Source organism: Streptomyces sp. NPDC048106, assembly GCF_040706415.1.
Classification (GTDB): Bacteria; Actinomycetota; Actinomycetes; order Streptomycetales; family Streptomycetaceae; genus Streptomyces.
On the sequence record NZ_JBEZND010000033.1, the window covers coordinates 1 to 13,723 of the forward strand.

General features: G+C 72.3%; 12 protein-coding genes. 3 read left to right on the forward strand and 9 right to left on the reverse strand.

Annotated elements, in window-relative coordinates:
- Positions 1 to 90: 90 nt before the first annotated feature.
- On the reverse strand, positions 91 to 915 hold the full coding sequence (locus AB0927_RS28335) for an MIP/aquaporin family protein (RefSeq protein WP_366670576.1): 825 nt from the start codon (positions 913 to 915) through the stop codon (positions 91 to 93).
- A gap of 252 nt (positions 916 to 1,167) precedes the next feature.
- On the opposite strand from AB0927_RS28335, the gene AB0927_RS28340 reads away from it, so the two are divergent.
- Complete coding sequence (locus AB0927_RS28340) at positions 1,168 to 1,650, forward strand: DoxX family protein (protein ID WP_366670577.1); 483 nt, start codon at positions 1,168 to 1,170, stop codon at positions 1,648 to 1,650.
- Between the two features lie 14 nt (positions 1,651 to 1,664).
- Here the strand turns inward: AB0927_RS28340 and AB0927_RS28345 are convergent, their stop codons facing one another.
- The 4 genes from AB0927_RS28345 to AB0927_RS28360 all read right to left on the reverse strand — a co-directional run bounded on the left by AB0927_RS28345 (position 1,665) and on the right by AB0927_RS28360 (position 5,171).
- The gene (locus AB0927_RS28345) at positions 1,665 to 1,994 is read right to left on the reverse strand and encodes a tetratricopeptide repeat protein (RefSeq protein WP_366670578.1); all 330 of its coding nucleotides are present in this window, start codon (positions 1,992 to 1,994) and stop codon (positions 1,665 to 1,667) included.
- Positions 1,995 to 2,167: 173 nt separating this feature from the next.
- Positions 2,168 to 2,821 carry an LUD domain-containing protein gene (locus tag AB0927_RS28350; RefSeq protein ID WP_366670579.1) on the reverse strand — a complete coding sequence of 218 codons (654 nt, stop codon included), beginning with the start codon at positions 2,819 to 2,821 and terminating at the stop codon, positions 2,168 to 2,170.
- Positions 2,818 to 4,398: a LutB/LldF family L-lactate oxidation iron-sulfur protein gene (locus AB0927_RS28355; protein WP_366670580.1), complete on the reverse strand. Its 1,581-nt coding sequence runs from the start codon at positions 4,396 to 4,398 to the stop codon at positions 2,818 to 2,820. Before AB0927_RS28355 ends, AB0927_RS28350 begins: the two co-directional genes overlap by 4 nt.
- Entirely contained in the window at positions 4,395 to 5,171 is a 777-nt protein-coding gene (locus tag AB0927_RS28360) for a (Fe-S)-binding protein (protein WP_366670581.1), read from the reverse strand. The genes AB0927_RS28355 and AB0927_RS28360 overlap by 4 nt, the downstream gene beginning before the upstream one ends.
- Positions 5,172 to 5,503: 332 nt before the next feature.
- Between AB0927_RS28360 and AB0927_RS28365 the strand changes: the two genes are divergently transcribed.
- Positions 5,504 to 7,174: an L-lactate permease gene (locus AB0927_RS28365; protein ID WP_366670582.1), complete on the forward strand. Its 1,671-nt coding sequence runs from the start codon at positions 5,504 to 5,506 to the stop codon at positions 7,172 to 7,174.
- Between the two features lie 178 nt (positions 7,175 to 7,352).
- Here the strand turns inward: AB0927_RS28365 and AB0927_RS28370 are convergent, their stop codons facing one another.
- Positions 7,353 to 8,078: an FCD domain-containing protein gene (locus tag AB0927_RS28370; protein ID WP_366670583.1), complete on the reverse strand. Its 726-nt coding sequence runs from the start codon at positions 8,076 to 8,078 to the stop codon at positions 7,353 to 7,355.
- Positions 8,079 to 8,215: 137 nt separating this feature from the next.
- On the opposite strand from AB0927_RS28370, the gene AB0927_RS28375 reads away from it, so the two are divergent.
- Positions 8,216 to 10,480, forward strand: a complete 2,265-nt coding sequence (locus AB0927_RS28375; protein WP_366670584.1) for a hypothetical protein — start codon at positions 8,216 to 8,218, stop codon at positions 10,478 to 10,480.
- A gap of 25 nt (positions 10,481 to 10,505) precedes the next feature.
- Here AB0927_RS28375 and AB0927_RS28380 read toward each other — a convergent pair whose 3' ends face one another.
- From AB0927_RS28380 to AB0927_RS28390, 3 genes are all read right to left on the reverse strand, one after another.
- Positions 10,506 to 10,994, reverse strand: a complete 489-nt coding sequence (locus tag AB0927_RS28380) for a GNAT family N-acetyltransferase (RefSeq protein WP_366670585.1) — start codon at positions 10,992 to 10,994, stop codon at positions 10,506 to 10,508.
- A gap of 213 nt (positions 10,995 to 11,207) precedes the next feature.
- Positions 11,208 to 12,365, reverse strand: a complete 1,158-nt coding sequence (locus AB0927_RS28385; protein ID WP_366670586.1) for an LLM class flavin-dependent oxidoreductase — start codon at positions 12,363 to 12,365, stop codon at positions 11,208 to 11,210.
- A gap of 54 nt (positions 12,366 to 12,419) precedes the next feature.
- Positions 12,420 to 13,709: an SfnB family sulfur acquisition oxidoreductase gene (locus AB0927_RS28390; RefSeq protein WP_366670587.1), complete on the reverse strand. Its 1,290-nt coding sequence runs from the start codon at positions 13,707 to 13,709 to the stop codon at positions 12,420 to 12,422.
- Positions 13,710 to 13,723 lie beyond the last annotated feature (14 nt).

Sequence of the window (13,723 nt, forward strand, 5' to 3'; positions counted from 1 at the left end):
CTCCGCCTTGCATCTCGACGCACCAGACCCCGCTCACCTGGGTCAAAACCGTGCCGTGACTTCCCTCCACCAAGATCCGCCGGACACCCCCTAGCCGCGCAGCGGCGACCTGTCTCGGTGGGTGCCGCAGAGCCGGTGGGTGAGCACGGTGTGACGGCTGTGCGCGCCGTTCAGGACGGCGGCCGCGACCGCGGAGCCCACCATGGGGGCCAGCAGGTAGACCCACAGGAAGCCGCCCTGCCCCGAGACGACGGCCGGTCCGAACGGGCGTGCCGGGTTCTCCGAGCCGCCCGTGACGGTGCCCAGCAGGGCGATCGCCGCGCAGATCAGGAAGCCGACCAGCCAGGGGACCAGGCGCGCCAGTCTCGGGGACCGCAGGAAGAGCCCGATGAGATAGACGATGACGCCCATACTGACGGCCTCGGCCACGAACAGCTCACCGGCCGACCAGCCGGGACCGGGCCGCAGCATGGCGTCCGTGACCGGCGGATCACCGACCGCCGGACCCCACAGCGCGCGGGCCGCGAAGACCCCGAGCACCGAGCCGACGAGCTGAGCCGCGATGTACGGCAGGACCGCCACGGCCGGGAAGATTCCGAAGCGCCACATGGCCAGGGAGACCGCCGGGTTGATGTGCCCGCCCGAGATCCGGCCCGGCCGGCTGCGGATGATCGCTACGACGAGCAGGCCCACGCACACGCCGATCACCAGCAGTTTCAGATGGATCCCCGGAATCGCGTCGGAGAGCCGGGAGGGCCCCGCGACCCAGCGCACGACCGTGGTCACGCCGAAGAGCAGGAGCGTCGTCAGGAGGCATTCCAGGGCGCTGTGCCCCGCGATCACGGCCGGCGCGGGCGCCGCCGCGGTCCGGTCGGGCGTCGCCCGTGGGCTGGGTGGTACGGCGGCTTCGGTCATGGGCTTTGAGCCTTTTCTGCGCGCGAGACGGGTCGGGGGACCAGCACGATAGGGCGCGCGTCCGGCCGTCTGTTGCCCTGCGGCGCACCGGCTCTTGCCTGGTGGCGCGACGCGCGGGCCCGCCCTCGCGGTCAGGCGTGCAGCCTGGGAACACACCTGGGCGCGGAACGAGAAGAAACGTCCGGCGCACGGCCGTTAGCGTCGCCGACGACCCCCTGCCCGCCCACCCTGAACATCTCATCGGAGACCCACATGAACACCGGTCTACTTCTGCTGCGCCTGGTCGCAGGCCTGTTGGTCGCGGGCCACGGAGTCCAGAAGGTCAGCTTTCACCTCGGGGGGAGAGGGCTGGCGGGTGGCACCGAGGAGTTCCGCGGGGACGGCTTCCGCGGCGGGGTGCTGACCGCGCTCGTCGCGGGCGCCAGCCAGATCGGCTCGGGCCTCTTCCTGGCGCTCGGCCTGCTGACTCCGCTGGCCGCCGCCGGGGCCATGGGGGTGATGACGGTCGCCTTCACCGTCAAGTGGCCGCACGGCCTGTGGGTACAGAACGACGGGTTCGAGTACCCGTTCGTGCTCATCGTCATCGCGGCGGTGCTGTCCTCGACCGGCCCCGGGGACTGGTCCGCCGACGCCGCGTTCGGCCTCGCCACGTGGCCGGCCTGGTGCCTGCCCGCGGCCGTCGTCGCCGGCGTCGGCGGCGGCCTCGCCACCAGGTACGCGCTCCACCGGAGCTGACCTCCGCCGCCCTCTCAGAACGCGAACCGCCGGATCCCCTGGACCTCGTCGGCTTCCCGCTCACGCCCGAGCGCCCGGAGGTCACGGGCCAGGGCGGCACGCGCGGCCTTGGCGGCCGCGTGGTTCTTCCCGACGGCCCGCTCGATCCTGCGCACCAGCTCCGTGTCGAGGACACGGGCCGCCTCGTGGTCCCCGAGCGCGCCGAGCGCCAGGGCGACGTCCGCCTGCGCGTCGAGGGTGGGTCCCCAGTGCGAGCAGTTCGTCCCTGGCCGGGGGCGACAGCCTCCCCAGCAGACTGCGCGCGGGCCACTGCTCGGCCCCCCGCGGCCCGTGGGCACATCCACGTGTGTCCTCCGTCCCCCATGAGCCGCCGTTCGGCGGACCCCGAGACGGCCGAGGATAGCCGCGTCGGGCCGGCCGGTGGACGGCAGCCGCGGACAGGGCGCCTTCCGCGGGCCGGTCCCCCGCGGTGGCGCGGCGACGCGTACGTGCCGCCGCGCCAACCGGTGTTCGCGGCTCAGGCGTCGACGCGGATCACCACGTCCAGGGTGCGCGGCCCGTGCACGCCCTCCACGCGCTCCAGTTCGATGTCGGACGTCGCCGACGGCCCGCTGATCAGCGTCGTGGGCCGCTCCGGGACCAGCCGGGCGACCGCCTCCGGCACGCCGACGACCACCGACGACAGGTCCACGACGCAGACGTGCAGGTCCGGCACGAGCGACAGCGCGCGCCGGCCCTGGTCGGGGGAGCCGTCCAGGAAGATCGTGCCGGTCTCCGCGCAGGTCACCGCGGACGCGGTCACCACGCCGTCGAGCACGGCGAGCCGGGGCGCCGGCACGTCCGCGGAGTCGCGCCGGACCTCGCCGTCGTACCCGGCCAGCCAGCTCTCGTCGAGGCCGGCGGGCACGCCGACCCGGCGGGCGCCACGCTCGCGGAGGGCCTCGGCGATCACCTCGGAAGTGCGGTCGGCGGTGCAGGTGCGCACCGTCGCCTTGTAGTCGACCAGCCGGTCCACGAGGAGTTCGAGACGTTCCTGGTCGGGCATGGTGCGGCCGGTGCGGTAGGCACGCGGCGCCGCCGGCGCCCCCTCCGCCGGTTCCGGCGCCGGGCCGGACAGCGCCAGGGCGTCCCGGATCCGGCCGAGCACCGTCTCTCGTGCGGTCGCGGTCATCGGTTCCCCTCCTCATGGGAGTCGTGCTGGGCATCGTGCTCGCCGGCGTCGCTCCCGAGCCCGGCGCCCTCCTCGGCGGCCGACCGCAGGGTGGCCTGGCCCTCCGTGGAGGCCAGCCAGGAGCGGAAGGTCTGGCGGGGCGGGGCCGGAAGGTCCCGGGTGTCGGTCCAGCCGTCGAACGGCGCCGGGAGACGCGAGATCTTCCGGTCACGCCCCGCCATCACCCGGCCACCCGTCCCGGCCGCCTTCTGCGCAGCGGTGAACAGTCCGGGCCGGCTCATGACCGTCGCCGCGGCCTTCATCGCCAGCTTCTCGGCGGTGGCTCCGGTCTGCTCGGTGTGCTGGTGCCGCAGCTCGACCAGGAGCGAGGGGATGTCGATCTTCACCGGGCAGGCGTCGAAGCAGGCCCCGCACAGGCTGGAGGCGTACGGCAGCGAGCTGTTGGGGTCGTTCTTCGCCGCGTCCATCCCGGCGAGCTGCGGGGTGAGCACGGCACCGATGGGGCCCGGATAGGTGGAGCCGTAGGCGTGGCCGCCGGCCCGTTCGTACACCGGGCAGACGTTGAGGCAGGCCGAGCAGCGGATGCAGTGCAGGGCCTGGCGCCCGATCCGGTCGGCGAGCGCGGCGGTGCGGCCGTTGTCGAGCAGCACCAGGTGGAACTCCTGCGGCCCGTCGCCGGGGGTGACGCCGGTCCACATCGAGGTGTACGGGTTCATCCGCTCACCGGTCGAGGACCTCGGCAGCAGTTGGAGGAAGACCTCCAGGTCCTGGTAGCGGGGCAGGATCTTCTCGATACCCATGACGGTGATCAGCGTCTTCGGCATCGTCAGGCACATCCGGCCGTTGCCCTCGGACTCGACGACCGACAGGGTGCCGGTCTCGGCGATGCCGAAGTTGGCGCCGGAGACCGCCACCGGCACGGTCATGAACTTCTCCCGCAGGTACGCCCGCGCCGCGGCGGCGAGGTGGGAGGGCACGGAGTCCAGTTCCGGATCGACACCGGGGATGGTGGAGCGGAAGATGTCGCGGATCTCGTCGCGGTTGCGGTGGATCGCCGGTACGAGGATGTGCGAGGGCTTGTCGTGAGCGAGCTGGACGATCAGTTCGGCCAGGTCGGTCTCGTAGGCCGTGACGCCCTGGCTCTCCAGGTACTCGTTGAGGCCGGTCTCCTGGGTGGCCATCGACTTGACCTTGATGACCTCGTCGCTGCCGGTCTCCTTGACCAGGCGGGTGACGATCTCGTTGGCCTCGACGCCGTCCCGCGCCCAGTGCACGGTGCCGCCGTGCTCGGTGACCTTGCGTTCCAGTTGTTCGAGGAGCTCGGGCAGCCGGTCCATGGTGTCGGCCTTGATCGCCGAGCCGGCGTCGCGCAGCGGTTCCCAGTCGGGCAGTTCGGAGGTGACGGCGATCCGCTTGGCGCGGATGGAGTGGGTGGCCTTGTGGAGGTTGCTGCGCAGTTGCTCGTTGCGCAGTTCGTCGTGGGCGGCCTTGGGGAACTTCCGGTCACCGCGCAGGTTGCCCGTGCCGTAAGGGGAGCGGGGCGGGGTGGCGGGCATGCCGAGGAAGGTGCTGCTCATCGGGCGGCGGTCTCCGTCTTCGGGAATACGAAGGGCGAGGTGCGGGTGGAGGCAAGGATCTGCGCCAGGTGCAGGGTGCGGGTGCCGGACCTGATGCGGGACAGGCCACCGCCGATGTGCATCAGGCAGGACGAGTCGCCGGCCGTGCACGCGTCCGCGCCGGTGGACAGGATGTTGCCCACCTTGTCCTGAAGCATGGCGCCGGACGTGTCGGCGTTCTTGACCGCGAAGGTGCCGCCGAAGCCGCAGCAGGCGTCCGCCTCGGGCAGTTCGACCAGGTCGATGGAGTCCACCGCGCGCAGCAGCCGCAGCGGCTTCTCCCCCACCCGCAGCATGCGCAGCGAGTGGCAGGTGGGGTGGTAGGTGACCCGGTGGGGGAAGTGGGCGCCGACGTCGGTCGCGCCGAGCACGTCGACGAGGAGCTCCGACAGCTCGTAGGTCTTGGCCCTGACGGTCGCGACGCCGTCGCGCAGTGCCGCGTCCCCGTACCGCTCGGCCACGATCGGGTGCTGGTGGCGGACCGAGCCCGCGCACGAGCCGGACGGCATCACCACCGCGTCGATCGACGGGTCGCCGAACTGCTCGGCGAAGTTCCGTACCAGCGGCACGGGTTCGCGCTGGTAGCCGGTGTTGACATGCATCTGGCCGCAGCAGGTCTGCGCGGGCGGGAAGACCACCTCATGGCCGAGGCGGGCGATCAGGACCGCGGTGGCCCTGACCGCGTCGGGGAACAGCGTGTCCCCGAGGCAGGTGGCAAAGAGTCCGATGCGCATGGCACCTCCTTGGAACAACGCGTGGGACGCGACGGATACGACGGACGACGCGAAGGACGCGAAGGACGCGAGGAACAGAGTACGGGAGTACGGTCCGACCATACTAGGTCGGACCATAGGACTCACCGTCCGGAATCTGATCGGACACGTTTCGGTCTGACCTTATTGACATACGACATCATCGGGTGCCCTACTGATTGCCGTTCGTCAGCGACGTGCGCCACATCACGTGCCGGTCGGCGGGACCGGACCGGCGGATGTCGGCAGTGCATACGGCACCGGTACAGGCGCGCAGCAGTCGCAGGAGTCGCAGCTCAAGGAGGAGCACGTACGTGACCACCGCGCCACCGGCCGTCCTCGCGGCCTACACCCCCGATGTGCACGCAGTGGGAGGCAGTCTCGCGGGCACAGCCCTGCTGGGCCTGGTCCCGCTGGCCGTGTTCTTCCTGCTCCTCATGGTGGCCAGGCGCTCGGCCCTCCAGTCGGCGCTCGGCTCGCTGATCACAGCGCTGCTCGTCGCGATACTCGGCTACGGGATGCCGGTGCGCCTCGGCGTTCTGTCCGCCACGCAGGGCCTGGTCAACGGCCTCTTCCCGATCATGCTGATCGTCGTGGCCGCCATCTGGTTCTATGAACTCACCGTCGTCAGCAAGCGGTTCGAGGACCTGCGCCGCTCCTTCAGCGCCGTCGGCCGCGGCGACCTGCGGATCCAGGCGATGCTGATCGCCTTCTGCTTCGGCGGACTGCTGGAGGCCCTGGCCGGCTTCGGCGCCCCCGTCGCGATCACGGCCGCCATGCTGATGGCGATCGGCCTGCCCAAGGTCAAGGCGGCCGTGACCGTCCTGGTCGCCGACACGGCGCCCGTCGCCTTCGGCGCCATGGCCATCCCGATCACCACCGGCGGCAGCCTCACCGGCATCAAGCCCGAGGACATCGCCGCCGTGGTCGGCCGCCAGACCCCGGTGCTGGCCCTCTTCGTCCCGATGCTGCTGCTCTTCCTGGTCGACGGCGTGCGCGGCTTCCGCCAGCTGTGGCCCGTCGCCCTGGTCACCGGGGGCGTCTTCGCCGTCGTCCAGTTCTGGTGTTCCACGCACTTCGCGTACGAGCTCACCGACGTGGTCGCGTCGCTGCTCGGCTTCGCCGCCGCGGTGGTGATGCTGCGCTTCTGGACCCCGCAGACCCCTGAGGACCAGCGCTCCCAGGTCGAGACCGAGCCGCTGACCCGGCGTCGCGTCACCCTGGCCGTGCTGCCGTACGTCCTGGTGATCGTGGTCTTCGCCCTCGCCAAGCTGACCGTGGGCGTCGACATGCCCACGCTGCTCGGCAAGGCCGCCCTCAAGTTCGACTGGCCCGGCCTGTACGGCAACCTGGTCGGCGCCGACGGCACCCCCTCGACCAGCGCCGTCTACAGCCTGGACGTCCTGGGCAACCCCGGCACCCTGCTGATCGTCTCCGGCCTCCTGGTGATGCTCGTCTACAGCCTGGCCGGCGACCGGGACCGCTTCCCGATGTCGGGCCGCATGGGTCTGGCCGCCGCGGGCAGCACCCTGAAGACCATGCGGGGCGCCATCGCCACGGTCGCCACCGTGATGTCGCTCGCCTACGTCATGAACCAGTCCGGCCAGACCGTCGCCATCGGCACCTGGCTCGCCGCGGTCGGCTCGGTCTTCGCGCTGCTCTCCCCCGCCCTGGGCTGGCTGGGCACCGCCGTCACCGGCTCCGACACCTCCGCGAACGCCCTGTTCGCCACCCTCCAGCAGAGCGCGGGCAAGGCCGCGGGCATCGACCCGACGCTGCTGGTGGCCGCGAACTCCTCCGGTGGCGTGGTCGGCAAGCTGGTCAGCCCGCAGAACCTGACGATCGCCGCGACGGCCGTGGAACAGCCGGGCTCCGAAAGGGTGCTGCTGCGCAAGGTCTTCGGCTACAGCGTGGCGATGCTCGCCGTGCTCGGCGTCCTGGTCTATCTCCAGTCGACGCCGGTGCTCTCGTGGATGCTGCCGTGACGGACCCGGCATGACGAGTGGGGCCGGGGCAGCCATGCCCCGGCCCCACTCCTGTGTCCGACCACCGAGCCGGTACCGGCCGCCAGGCCACCGATCGGTCCCCGGCCGCCGACCGCGTCCGTCGCGTCAGGCGCGCAGTCGCATCAGCCGCGCAGTCCCGTCAGCCGCGTCAGCCGCGTCAGTGCTTGTCGTCGACCAGTCCGCCGTGGAAGCCGCGAATGTGCCGCTCGGCCACGTCGGCCGCCCGGACGCCGTCCCCGGCGCGCACCAGGCGCAGCATCTCCGCGTGCTCGTCGTTCAGAGCGCCGGCCGTGGCGGGCCAGTCCTCGGCCCGCTCCAGCGCCTGAAGGATCATCGGCCGCACCGACTCGCGGACGGCCGCGGTGAGGGTGGAGATGAGCTGGTTGCCGGAGACCCGGGCGATCAGCACGTGGAACCGGGTGTCCAGGTCGCTGAACTCCGCCACCTCCACGCCCGGCGCCCGCATCCGGTGCAGGATCCGCTCCGCCTCCTCCAGGTCCTCCGGCGGGGCGTGCCCGGCGGCGGCCTCGAAGCTGTGGCGTTCCAGCATGACCCGCGCTTCGAGGACGTCCTGGAGGTTGTAGCTGCCCAGCGCCACATGCAGGCGGAGCAGCCGGCCGAGGGCGTCGTCCGGGTGCCGCACGATGCGCGCCCCTGCGTCGGGGCCACGGCCGGCCTGGGCGACCAGCACGCCGATCGTCTCCAGCACGCGCAGCGCCTCGCGCAGGGCGGACCGGCTGACGCCGAGGACCGGCGCCAGCTCACGCTCGGGTGGCAATCGGTCCCCGGCCTTGAGCTCGCCGGCCACCACCCGCTGCTCGATGCTCTCCAGCACGAGTTCATGCGTGCGAGCCTGCCGAACGGGCTCCCATTCGACGGACATGACTACTCCCCACCTGCTTGAAGCTCCTGAAGCGACTATGTCACACCTGTCATGAGGTCCGACCGAAACAACCGCATATGGCGATGCCAGGGGCCGCACACGCCGGCGATCGCATATGCGCTTGGCATAATTCGCGCATGTCGAGCCGAGACACCATCCAGTACGCCCCCGACGTGGATCTCCTCATGATCCCGGGCGATCCGGCGAAGGACTTCGCCCCGGGATTCGCGGTCTTCGACGACTCCGTGTCCGCCCTGCGCGCGTTCGTCCTGGGCCGGTTGCGGAAAGAAGACGTCAGGCCCGCGCCGCCCAAGGCGAAGTGCGACGCCGTCATACCCGTACGCGTGGCTCTCGTCCCCCGGCCCGACAACGACTACGACTCGCGTGCCGTCTCGGTCGCCGCCCCTCCCCACCACGGCGGGTCCGTGCTCGACCGGCACATGGGCTATCTCTACAGCAGCGCGCTGCACGTCACGAGCGAGAGCATCCGCAGCCTCACCGAGGAGACCGGGACGCCCGTCGGCTGTCACGGCTGGATAGAGCTGTACGCGCTCCAGAACGACAGCCGTTTCCAGGACGACGAGGACGACGCTGATTGGCGACCCAGCCGCGACGAACTGGTGTCGCGAGCGGAGGAGAGCGCCTTCGGATACGCGGTCGGTTCCGTCCGCGTCCTGCTGCCCGAGCGTCAGACCGTGCGCGCCCTCGCGGACTCGTACCTGGCCGCTCGCCGGCAAGAGGCCGACCGGCGCCCGGAGAAGGAGCCGGCCCCGGACCGTGTCGAACAGGGCCTGCGCCGGGCGCTCGCCGAGCGGCTCGCCATCCGGCTGCGGACAGCTCTGAGCCATCGCGCCGCCGGCGGGGCCTGGGGCCGGGAGACCGAGCGTGACCGCGCGCGGCGGCGCCGGGACGCCGAGGCCCGGCCCCACCTGCGCGCCTGGGAGACGTACCGGAGTTCGCCCCACGGTTTCCGTGACCTGCGCGCCGTCACCCGGTCCGTCTTCCACCGCACCCGGATCCTCGTCCTGGACGGGGCCGGTGTGGAGGTCGGGCAGTACCACCAGCCGCACGGCCCGCTCACCCTGGTCGACGAGCGGGTGCGCGCCGAGGCACTCGACGCGCTGCGCGCGCACGGGGTGGACGTGGATACGCCCGAAGACCTCGGCGCCCTCGGCGACTTCCCGGACGCGGTGGTCGTCGTCGGCGGCGGCGTGTGGTCGATCCGGCTCCCGAAGCCGGGGACGCCACGGCACGGACTGCCCGAAGCCGGCTGGTTCGACCCTGACTCGGGCACCCTCACCGTCTACACCGCGCCGCTCGCCGAGCCGTTGACGGTGCTGCTGCGCCGGCACGGCGTGCGGCCGCTGCTCGTGACCTGGGGCACGCCGCGCGCGGAGGTGGAACGGCACAATCTCCGCGCGGCGGTCGCGCCGGCCGGGATCAGCCCGGTCGGCCGCTCCAGCCGGGTGACGGCCACCGCGCAGCGGCTGATCCCGGGGCCGCACCGCCGCTGGCTCGCCGCGAAGCCCGACGCCGGGGAGTCGCTCGCCGCGAAGGCGGGGAGCCCGCTGCCGCCGCTCGTCGACGACGCGGCGGAGAACCCGTACTACCGGCGAGCCCTGGAGACGCTCTTCAGAGCCCCCGTGAACCTGGCGGAGCGCGGGCCGTGCCGGCTCTGCGGACGCTCCTCCCAGTCGGCACGCCCCGGGCTGTTCTACTGCCACGGCTGCTGCGCCCTCGCGGCGAACGGGGTGCTGCGGGACACGGGAGCGGACGGAGCCTGGACGGAAGCGATCGTGTACGCGCTGCGCAGACTCGCGGAGACCGAGTTCTCCGGGCCGCCATCCCTCGCCCAACTGGACCGTGTCTGCGTGCCGTTCGAGGACCGCGCTCTGGTCGACGAGGTGATGCTCTGCCGTTTCCTGGTGCCGCGTCCCGCCTCCGCGCTGCTCGGCGCGCGGCCGACGCGCCCGGCCCGCACCTGGACGGAGTGGCTGAGCCACGCGGGGCTTCTCACGGACGGGGTCCGCACCTCGATGGGTACGGTGACCACGGCCACGGACGGGCACCTGTGCCGCTCCCTGTTCGAGCGGCACGTGGACGACTTCCTCCACCACCGGGGCGTGGCCCACGAGCCGGAGCCCGCCTACCCACGCCACCCGGAACTCAACACCACCGGCCTGCGAGCGGACTGGCGCCTGGCGGACGGCACCTTCGTCGAGGCCCTGGGCCTCATGACAAGGGAGGCGTACGCGGCGAAGGTCACCCGCAAGCGGGAACTGGCCCGCCACCACGGCCTGCGTCTCATCACCGTCACAGCCGAGGACCTGAGCCGCCTCCCGGAGATCTTCGCGGACTGGCTCTCCAAGGACTCGGCCGGCTCACCCTCGGTGACTCGCTGAGCCGGATGAGGGCCGGCACAGCCCGTCACTCCGAAGGAATGCAAAATTCGAACTCGGGGCGGTCCCACGGCACGGCGGGCGGGTTCGCGAGTGCGGTTCCGATCCGCACCGCGCCGACGCGGTGGTAGAAGTCCTCGGCGGGACGATGCGACACGACCCTGACACGGTCGAGCCCGGCGGCGCGGGCCTCGGACTGCATATGCGCGACGAGTAGTCGTCCGATGCCCCGGCCCTGCACGTCGTCGGCGACGAACAGCAGGTCGAGCTCCGGTGGATCGAGGACGAGCGAGTAGAACCCGAGGATCCGGCCTCCGTCCTCCTCCGCGCCGACGGCCACGAAGGCGCGGTGGGCCTCGATGTAATCGGGACCGACCCGGTAGCCCGCGACCGCCGCCGCGTACTCACCCGCGTAGGCGCCCGAACCGCGCACGAGCCGCGTGAGCCGCTTGGCGTCCCGAGCAACGGTCCTCCGTATCGTGACCGACTCGCTGATCGGGGAAGTGCGTGACCTCATCGGGAGAGTATTTCGCACCGGCGAGCACCTTCGTGCGGCGGGTCGGCCACTCTGCCCGGGCCTGCCGCGGCGAAAGCCGACCTGGGCGGAACGACCGGCTGCGCCGTACCACCCCGGCCTGGACGGCCCAGCACATGAGCCCGCGGCAAGCAGCGAGGTGGTCGGCGGTCGTGGCGGCGCCGGGCGGTGCGGCCGGCTGCGGGGCGGGGGCGCTCAGCTCGCCGCGGGGGTCGGGGCGGTGCCGAAGGGGATGGAGGCGCGCGAGGGGACCGGGGACGGGTGGTGCCACAGTCCCCGGCGGGCCAGTTCGGGCAGGACGCCCTCACCGAACCAGTAGGCCTCCTCCAGGTGGGGGTAGCCCGAGAGCACGAACTCGCTGATCCCGACCGCGCGGTACTGCTCGATCAGGTCGGCGATCTCGGTGAACGAGCCCACCAGGGAGGTTCCGGCGCCGCCCCGCACCAGCCCGACGCCGGCCCAGAGGTTCGGGTGGATCTCCAGGTCGTCCTTGGAGCCGCCGTTGAGCGCGAGCATGCGGCGCTGGCCCTCGCTGGCCGAGCGGCGCAGTCCCGCCTGGATGCGTTCGATGTCGGCCTCGCCGATCTGGTCGAGCAGCCGGCGGGCCTCGGCCCACGCGGCCTCGGAGCTGTCCCTGGCGATGGAGTGCAGGCGGATGCCGAACCGGAGGGTCCGGCCGTGCCGCGCGGCCGCGGCGCGCACCCGGTCCAGCTTCTCGGCCACCGCGGCCGGCGGTTCGCCCCAGGTGAGGTAGACGTCGGCGTGCTTGGCGGCCACCTCGATGCCCTCGGGCGAGGAGCCGCCGAAGTAGATCTCGGGCTGCGCGTCGGGCAGGTTGTTGAGACGCGAGCCCTCCACCGACAGGTAGCGGCCCCGGAAGTCGACCGTCTCGCCGGCCCACAGCGCCTTGGCTATGGTCAGGAACTCATCGCAGCGGGCGTACCGTTCGGCCTTGTCGAGGAAGTCGCCGTACATCCGCTGCTCGTGATCCTCACCGCCGGTCACGATGTTGAGCAGCAGGCGGCCACCGGAGAGGTTGACGAAGGTGCTCGCCATCTGGGCGGCGAGGTAGGGACCGACCGAGTCGGGACGCAGCGCCACCAGGAACTTCAGCCGTTCCGTGCGGGCGTTGATCATGGCGGTGGTCACCCAGGCGTCCTCGCACCAGGCGCCCGTGGGTGTCAACGCGGCCTCGAAGCCGAGCTGTTCGGCCGATCGCGCGATCTGCCCCAGGTAGGGCACGGAGGCGGGCCGGCTGGCGGCCTCCGCGGCGAGCCCATGGCCGCCTCCGATGATGTGGCGGCCGTCGCCGCCGTTGGTGGGCAGGAACCAGTGGAACTTCAGGTCGCTCACGAGTGTGTCCTTCATGGTCGGGTTCGGGTCGGCGTTCCGGGTGTGCGGCGGCCGTCAGAGCTGGCCGTGCCGGGGCGGCAGCTGCCTTTCGACCGCCCAGCGGCCGAGGTGCTGCAGCTTCCACGCCGCCGGGTCGTGCAAGGTGTGGGTGCGGGCGTTGCGCCAGTGGCGGTCGAGTCCCTCCGCGCTCAGCGCCGCCCGGGTTCCGGCGACCTCGAGCAGCCGCGATCCCACCTCGACCGACACCCGTGTCGAGGAGGCGCGCGCGGCGGCGACGGCGAGGGCCGCGGCGGCGGCCGACTCCGCCGAGAGGCCGCCGTCGGCCGTGTCGACGGCACGTCCTGCCTCGGCCAGGAGCGCCTCCGTGCCGCGCACGGCCAGCTCCATCTCGCCGAAGGCGTGGACGACCACCGGGTCCTGTGCGGCGCGGTCGATGCCGTGGATCGCCACCGCGTCGGGGTAGGGACGCGACTTGGTCGTGACGAAGGCCGCGGCGTCGTCGAGCGCGGCCCGCGCGATGCCGGTGTCGATGGCGGCGTGGATCAACTGGGCGAAGGAGCCGTACGTCGTGGGGCCGGTGAAGACCTCGGCGTAGTCGGTGATCCACTCCTCGCCCACCACGACGTCCGTGAAGGTGGCCGTCCCCGAGGCGGTGGTGCGCTGGCCGACGGCGTCCCAGTCGTCGACGACGGAGACCCCCTCGGCGTCGCGGCGCACCCATGCGACGTGCATCGGCCCGTCGGGCCCGAGGTGGGCCAGCACGGGGATCCAGTCGGCGAAGAGCGCGCCGGTGCAGTAGAACTTCGTGCCGTTGAGCCGCCATTCCCTCCCTCGGGCGTCACGGGTCAGGGTGGTACGAAAGTCCCGGACGTGTCTGGTGCCCAGCTCGGACTGGGCGTTGCCGAACCACCGGCCCGCCAGGACCTCGCCGAAGAGCCGCTCCTGCTGCTCCGGACTGCCCTGGAGCCGCAGCTGGTTGACGTAGACGAAGTGGCTGAGCGGGATCTGGCCGATGCTCGGGTCGGCCCAGCTGATCCGCCGTACCACCTCCGCCACGACGGACGCGGGAAGGCCGGGGCCGCCGAACGCGCGCGGAACGGTGATGGCCAGCAGCCCGCCGGCCGCCAGCCGGTCGAGCTGTTCGAACGGCAGGATCCGCTCGCGGTCGCGCGACACCGCTCCCGCGGCGAACTCCGCGGCGAGCCGCGCGGCCGCGGCCAGCGCGCCCGGGGCGTCGAGCACCTCCACCCGCTCGGCTCCCTCGCCCGGCCGGCGTGCGGGGGACGGCCGAAGCGGCGCCCTGCCCTCGGCGGTTGCCGGAAGCCCGGCCTCCTGCGACGTCATGAGATGTGCTCCCT

Bases quoted from the DNA above. Each gene is read 5' to 3' on its own strand.
- AB0927_RS28335 (WP_366670576.1), bottom strand. From the start codon at position 915: ATGACCGAAGCCGCCGTACCACCCAGCCCACGGGCGACGCCCGACCGG.
- AB0927_RS28340 (WP_366670577.1), top strand. From the start codon at position 1,168: ATGAACACCGGTCTACTTCTGCTGCGCCTGGTCGCAGGCCTGTTGGTC.
- AB0927_RS28350 (WP_366670579.1), bottom strand. From the start codon at position 2,821: ATGACCGCGACCGCACGAGAGACGGTGCTCGGCCGGATCCGGGACGCC.
- AB0927_RS28355 (WP_366670580.1), bottom strand. From the start codon at position 4,398: ATGAGCAGCACCTTCCTCGGCATGCCCGCCACCCCGCCCCGCTCCCCT.
- AB0927_RS28360 (WP_366670581.1), bottom strand. From the start codon at position 5,171: ATGCGCATCGGACTCTTTGCCACCTGCCTCGGGGACACGCTGTTCCCC.
- AB0927_RS28370 (WP_366670583.1), bottom strand. From the start codon at position 8,078: ATGTCCGTCGAATGGGAGCCCGTTCGGCAGGCTCGCACGCATGAACTC.
- AB0927_RS28375 (WP_366670584.1), top strand. From the start codon at position 8,216: ATGTCGAGCCGAGACACCATCCAGTACGCCCCCGACGTGGATCTCCTC.
- AB0927_RS28380 (WP_366670585.1), bottom strand. From the start codon at position 10,994: ATGAGGTCACGCACTTCCCCGATCAGCGAGTCGGTCACGATACGGAGG.
- AB0927_RS28390 (WP_366670587.1), bottom strand. From the start codon at position 13,709: ATGACGTCGCAGGAGGCCGGGCTTCCGGCAACCGCCGAGGGCAGGGCG.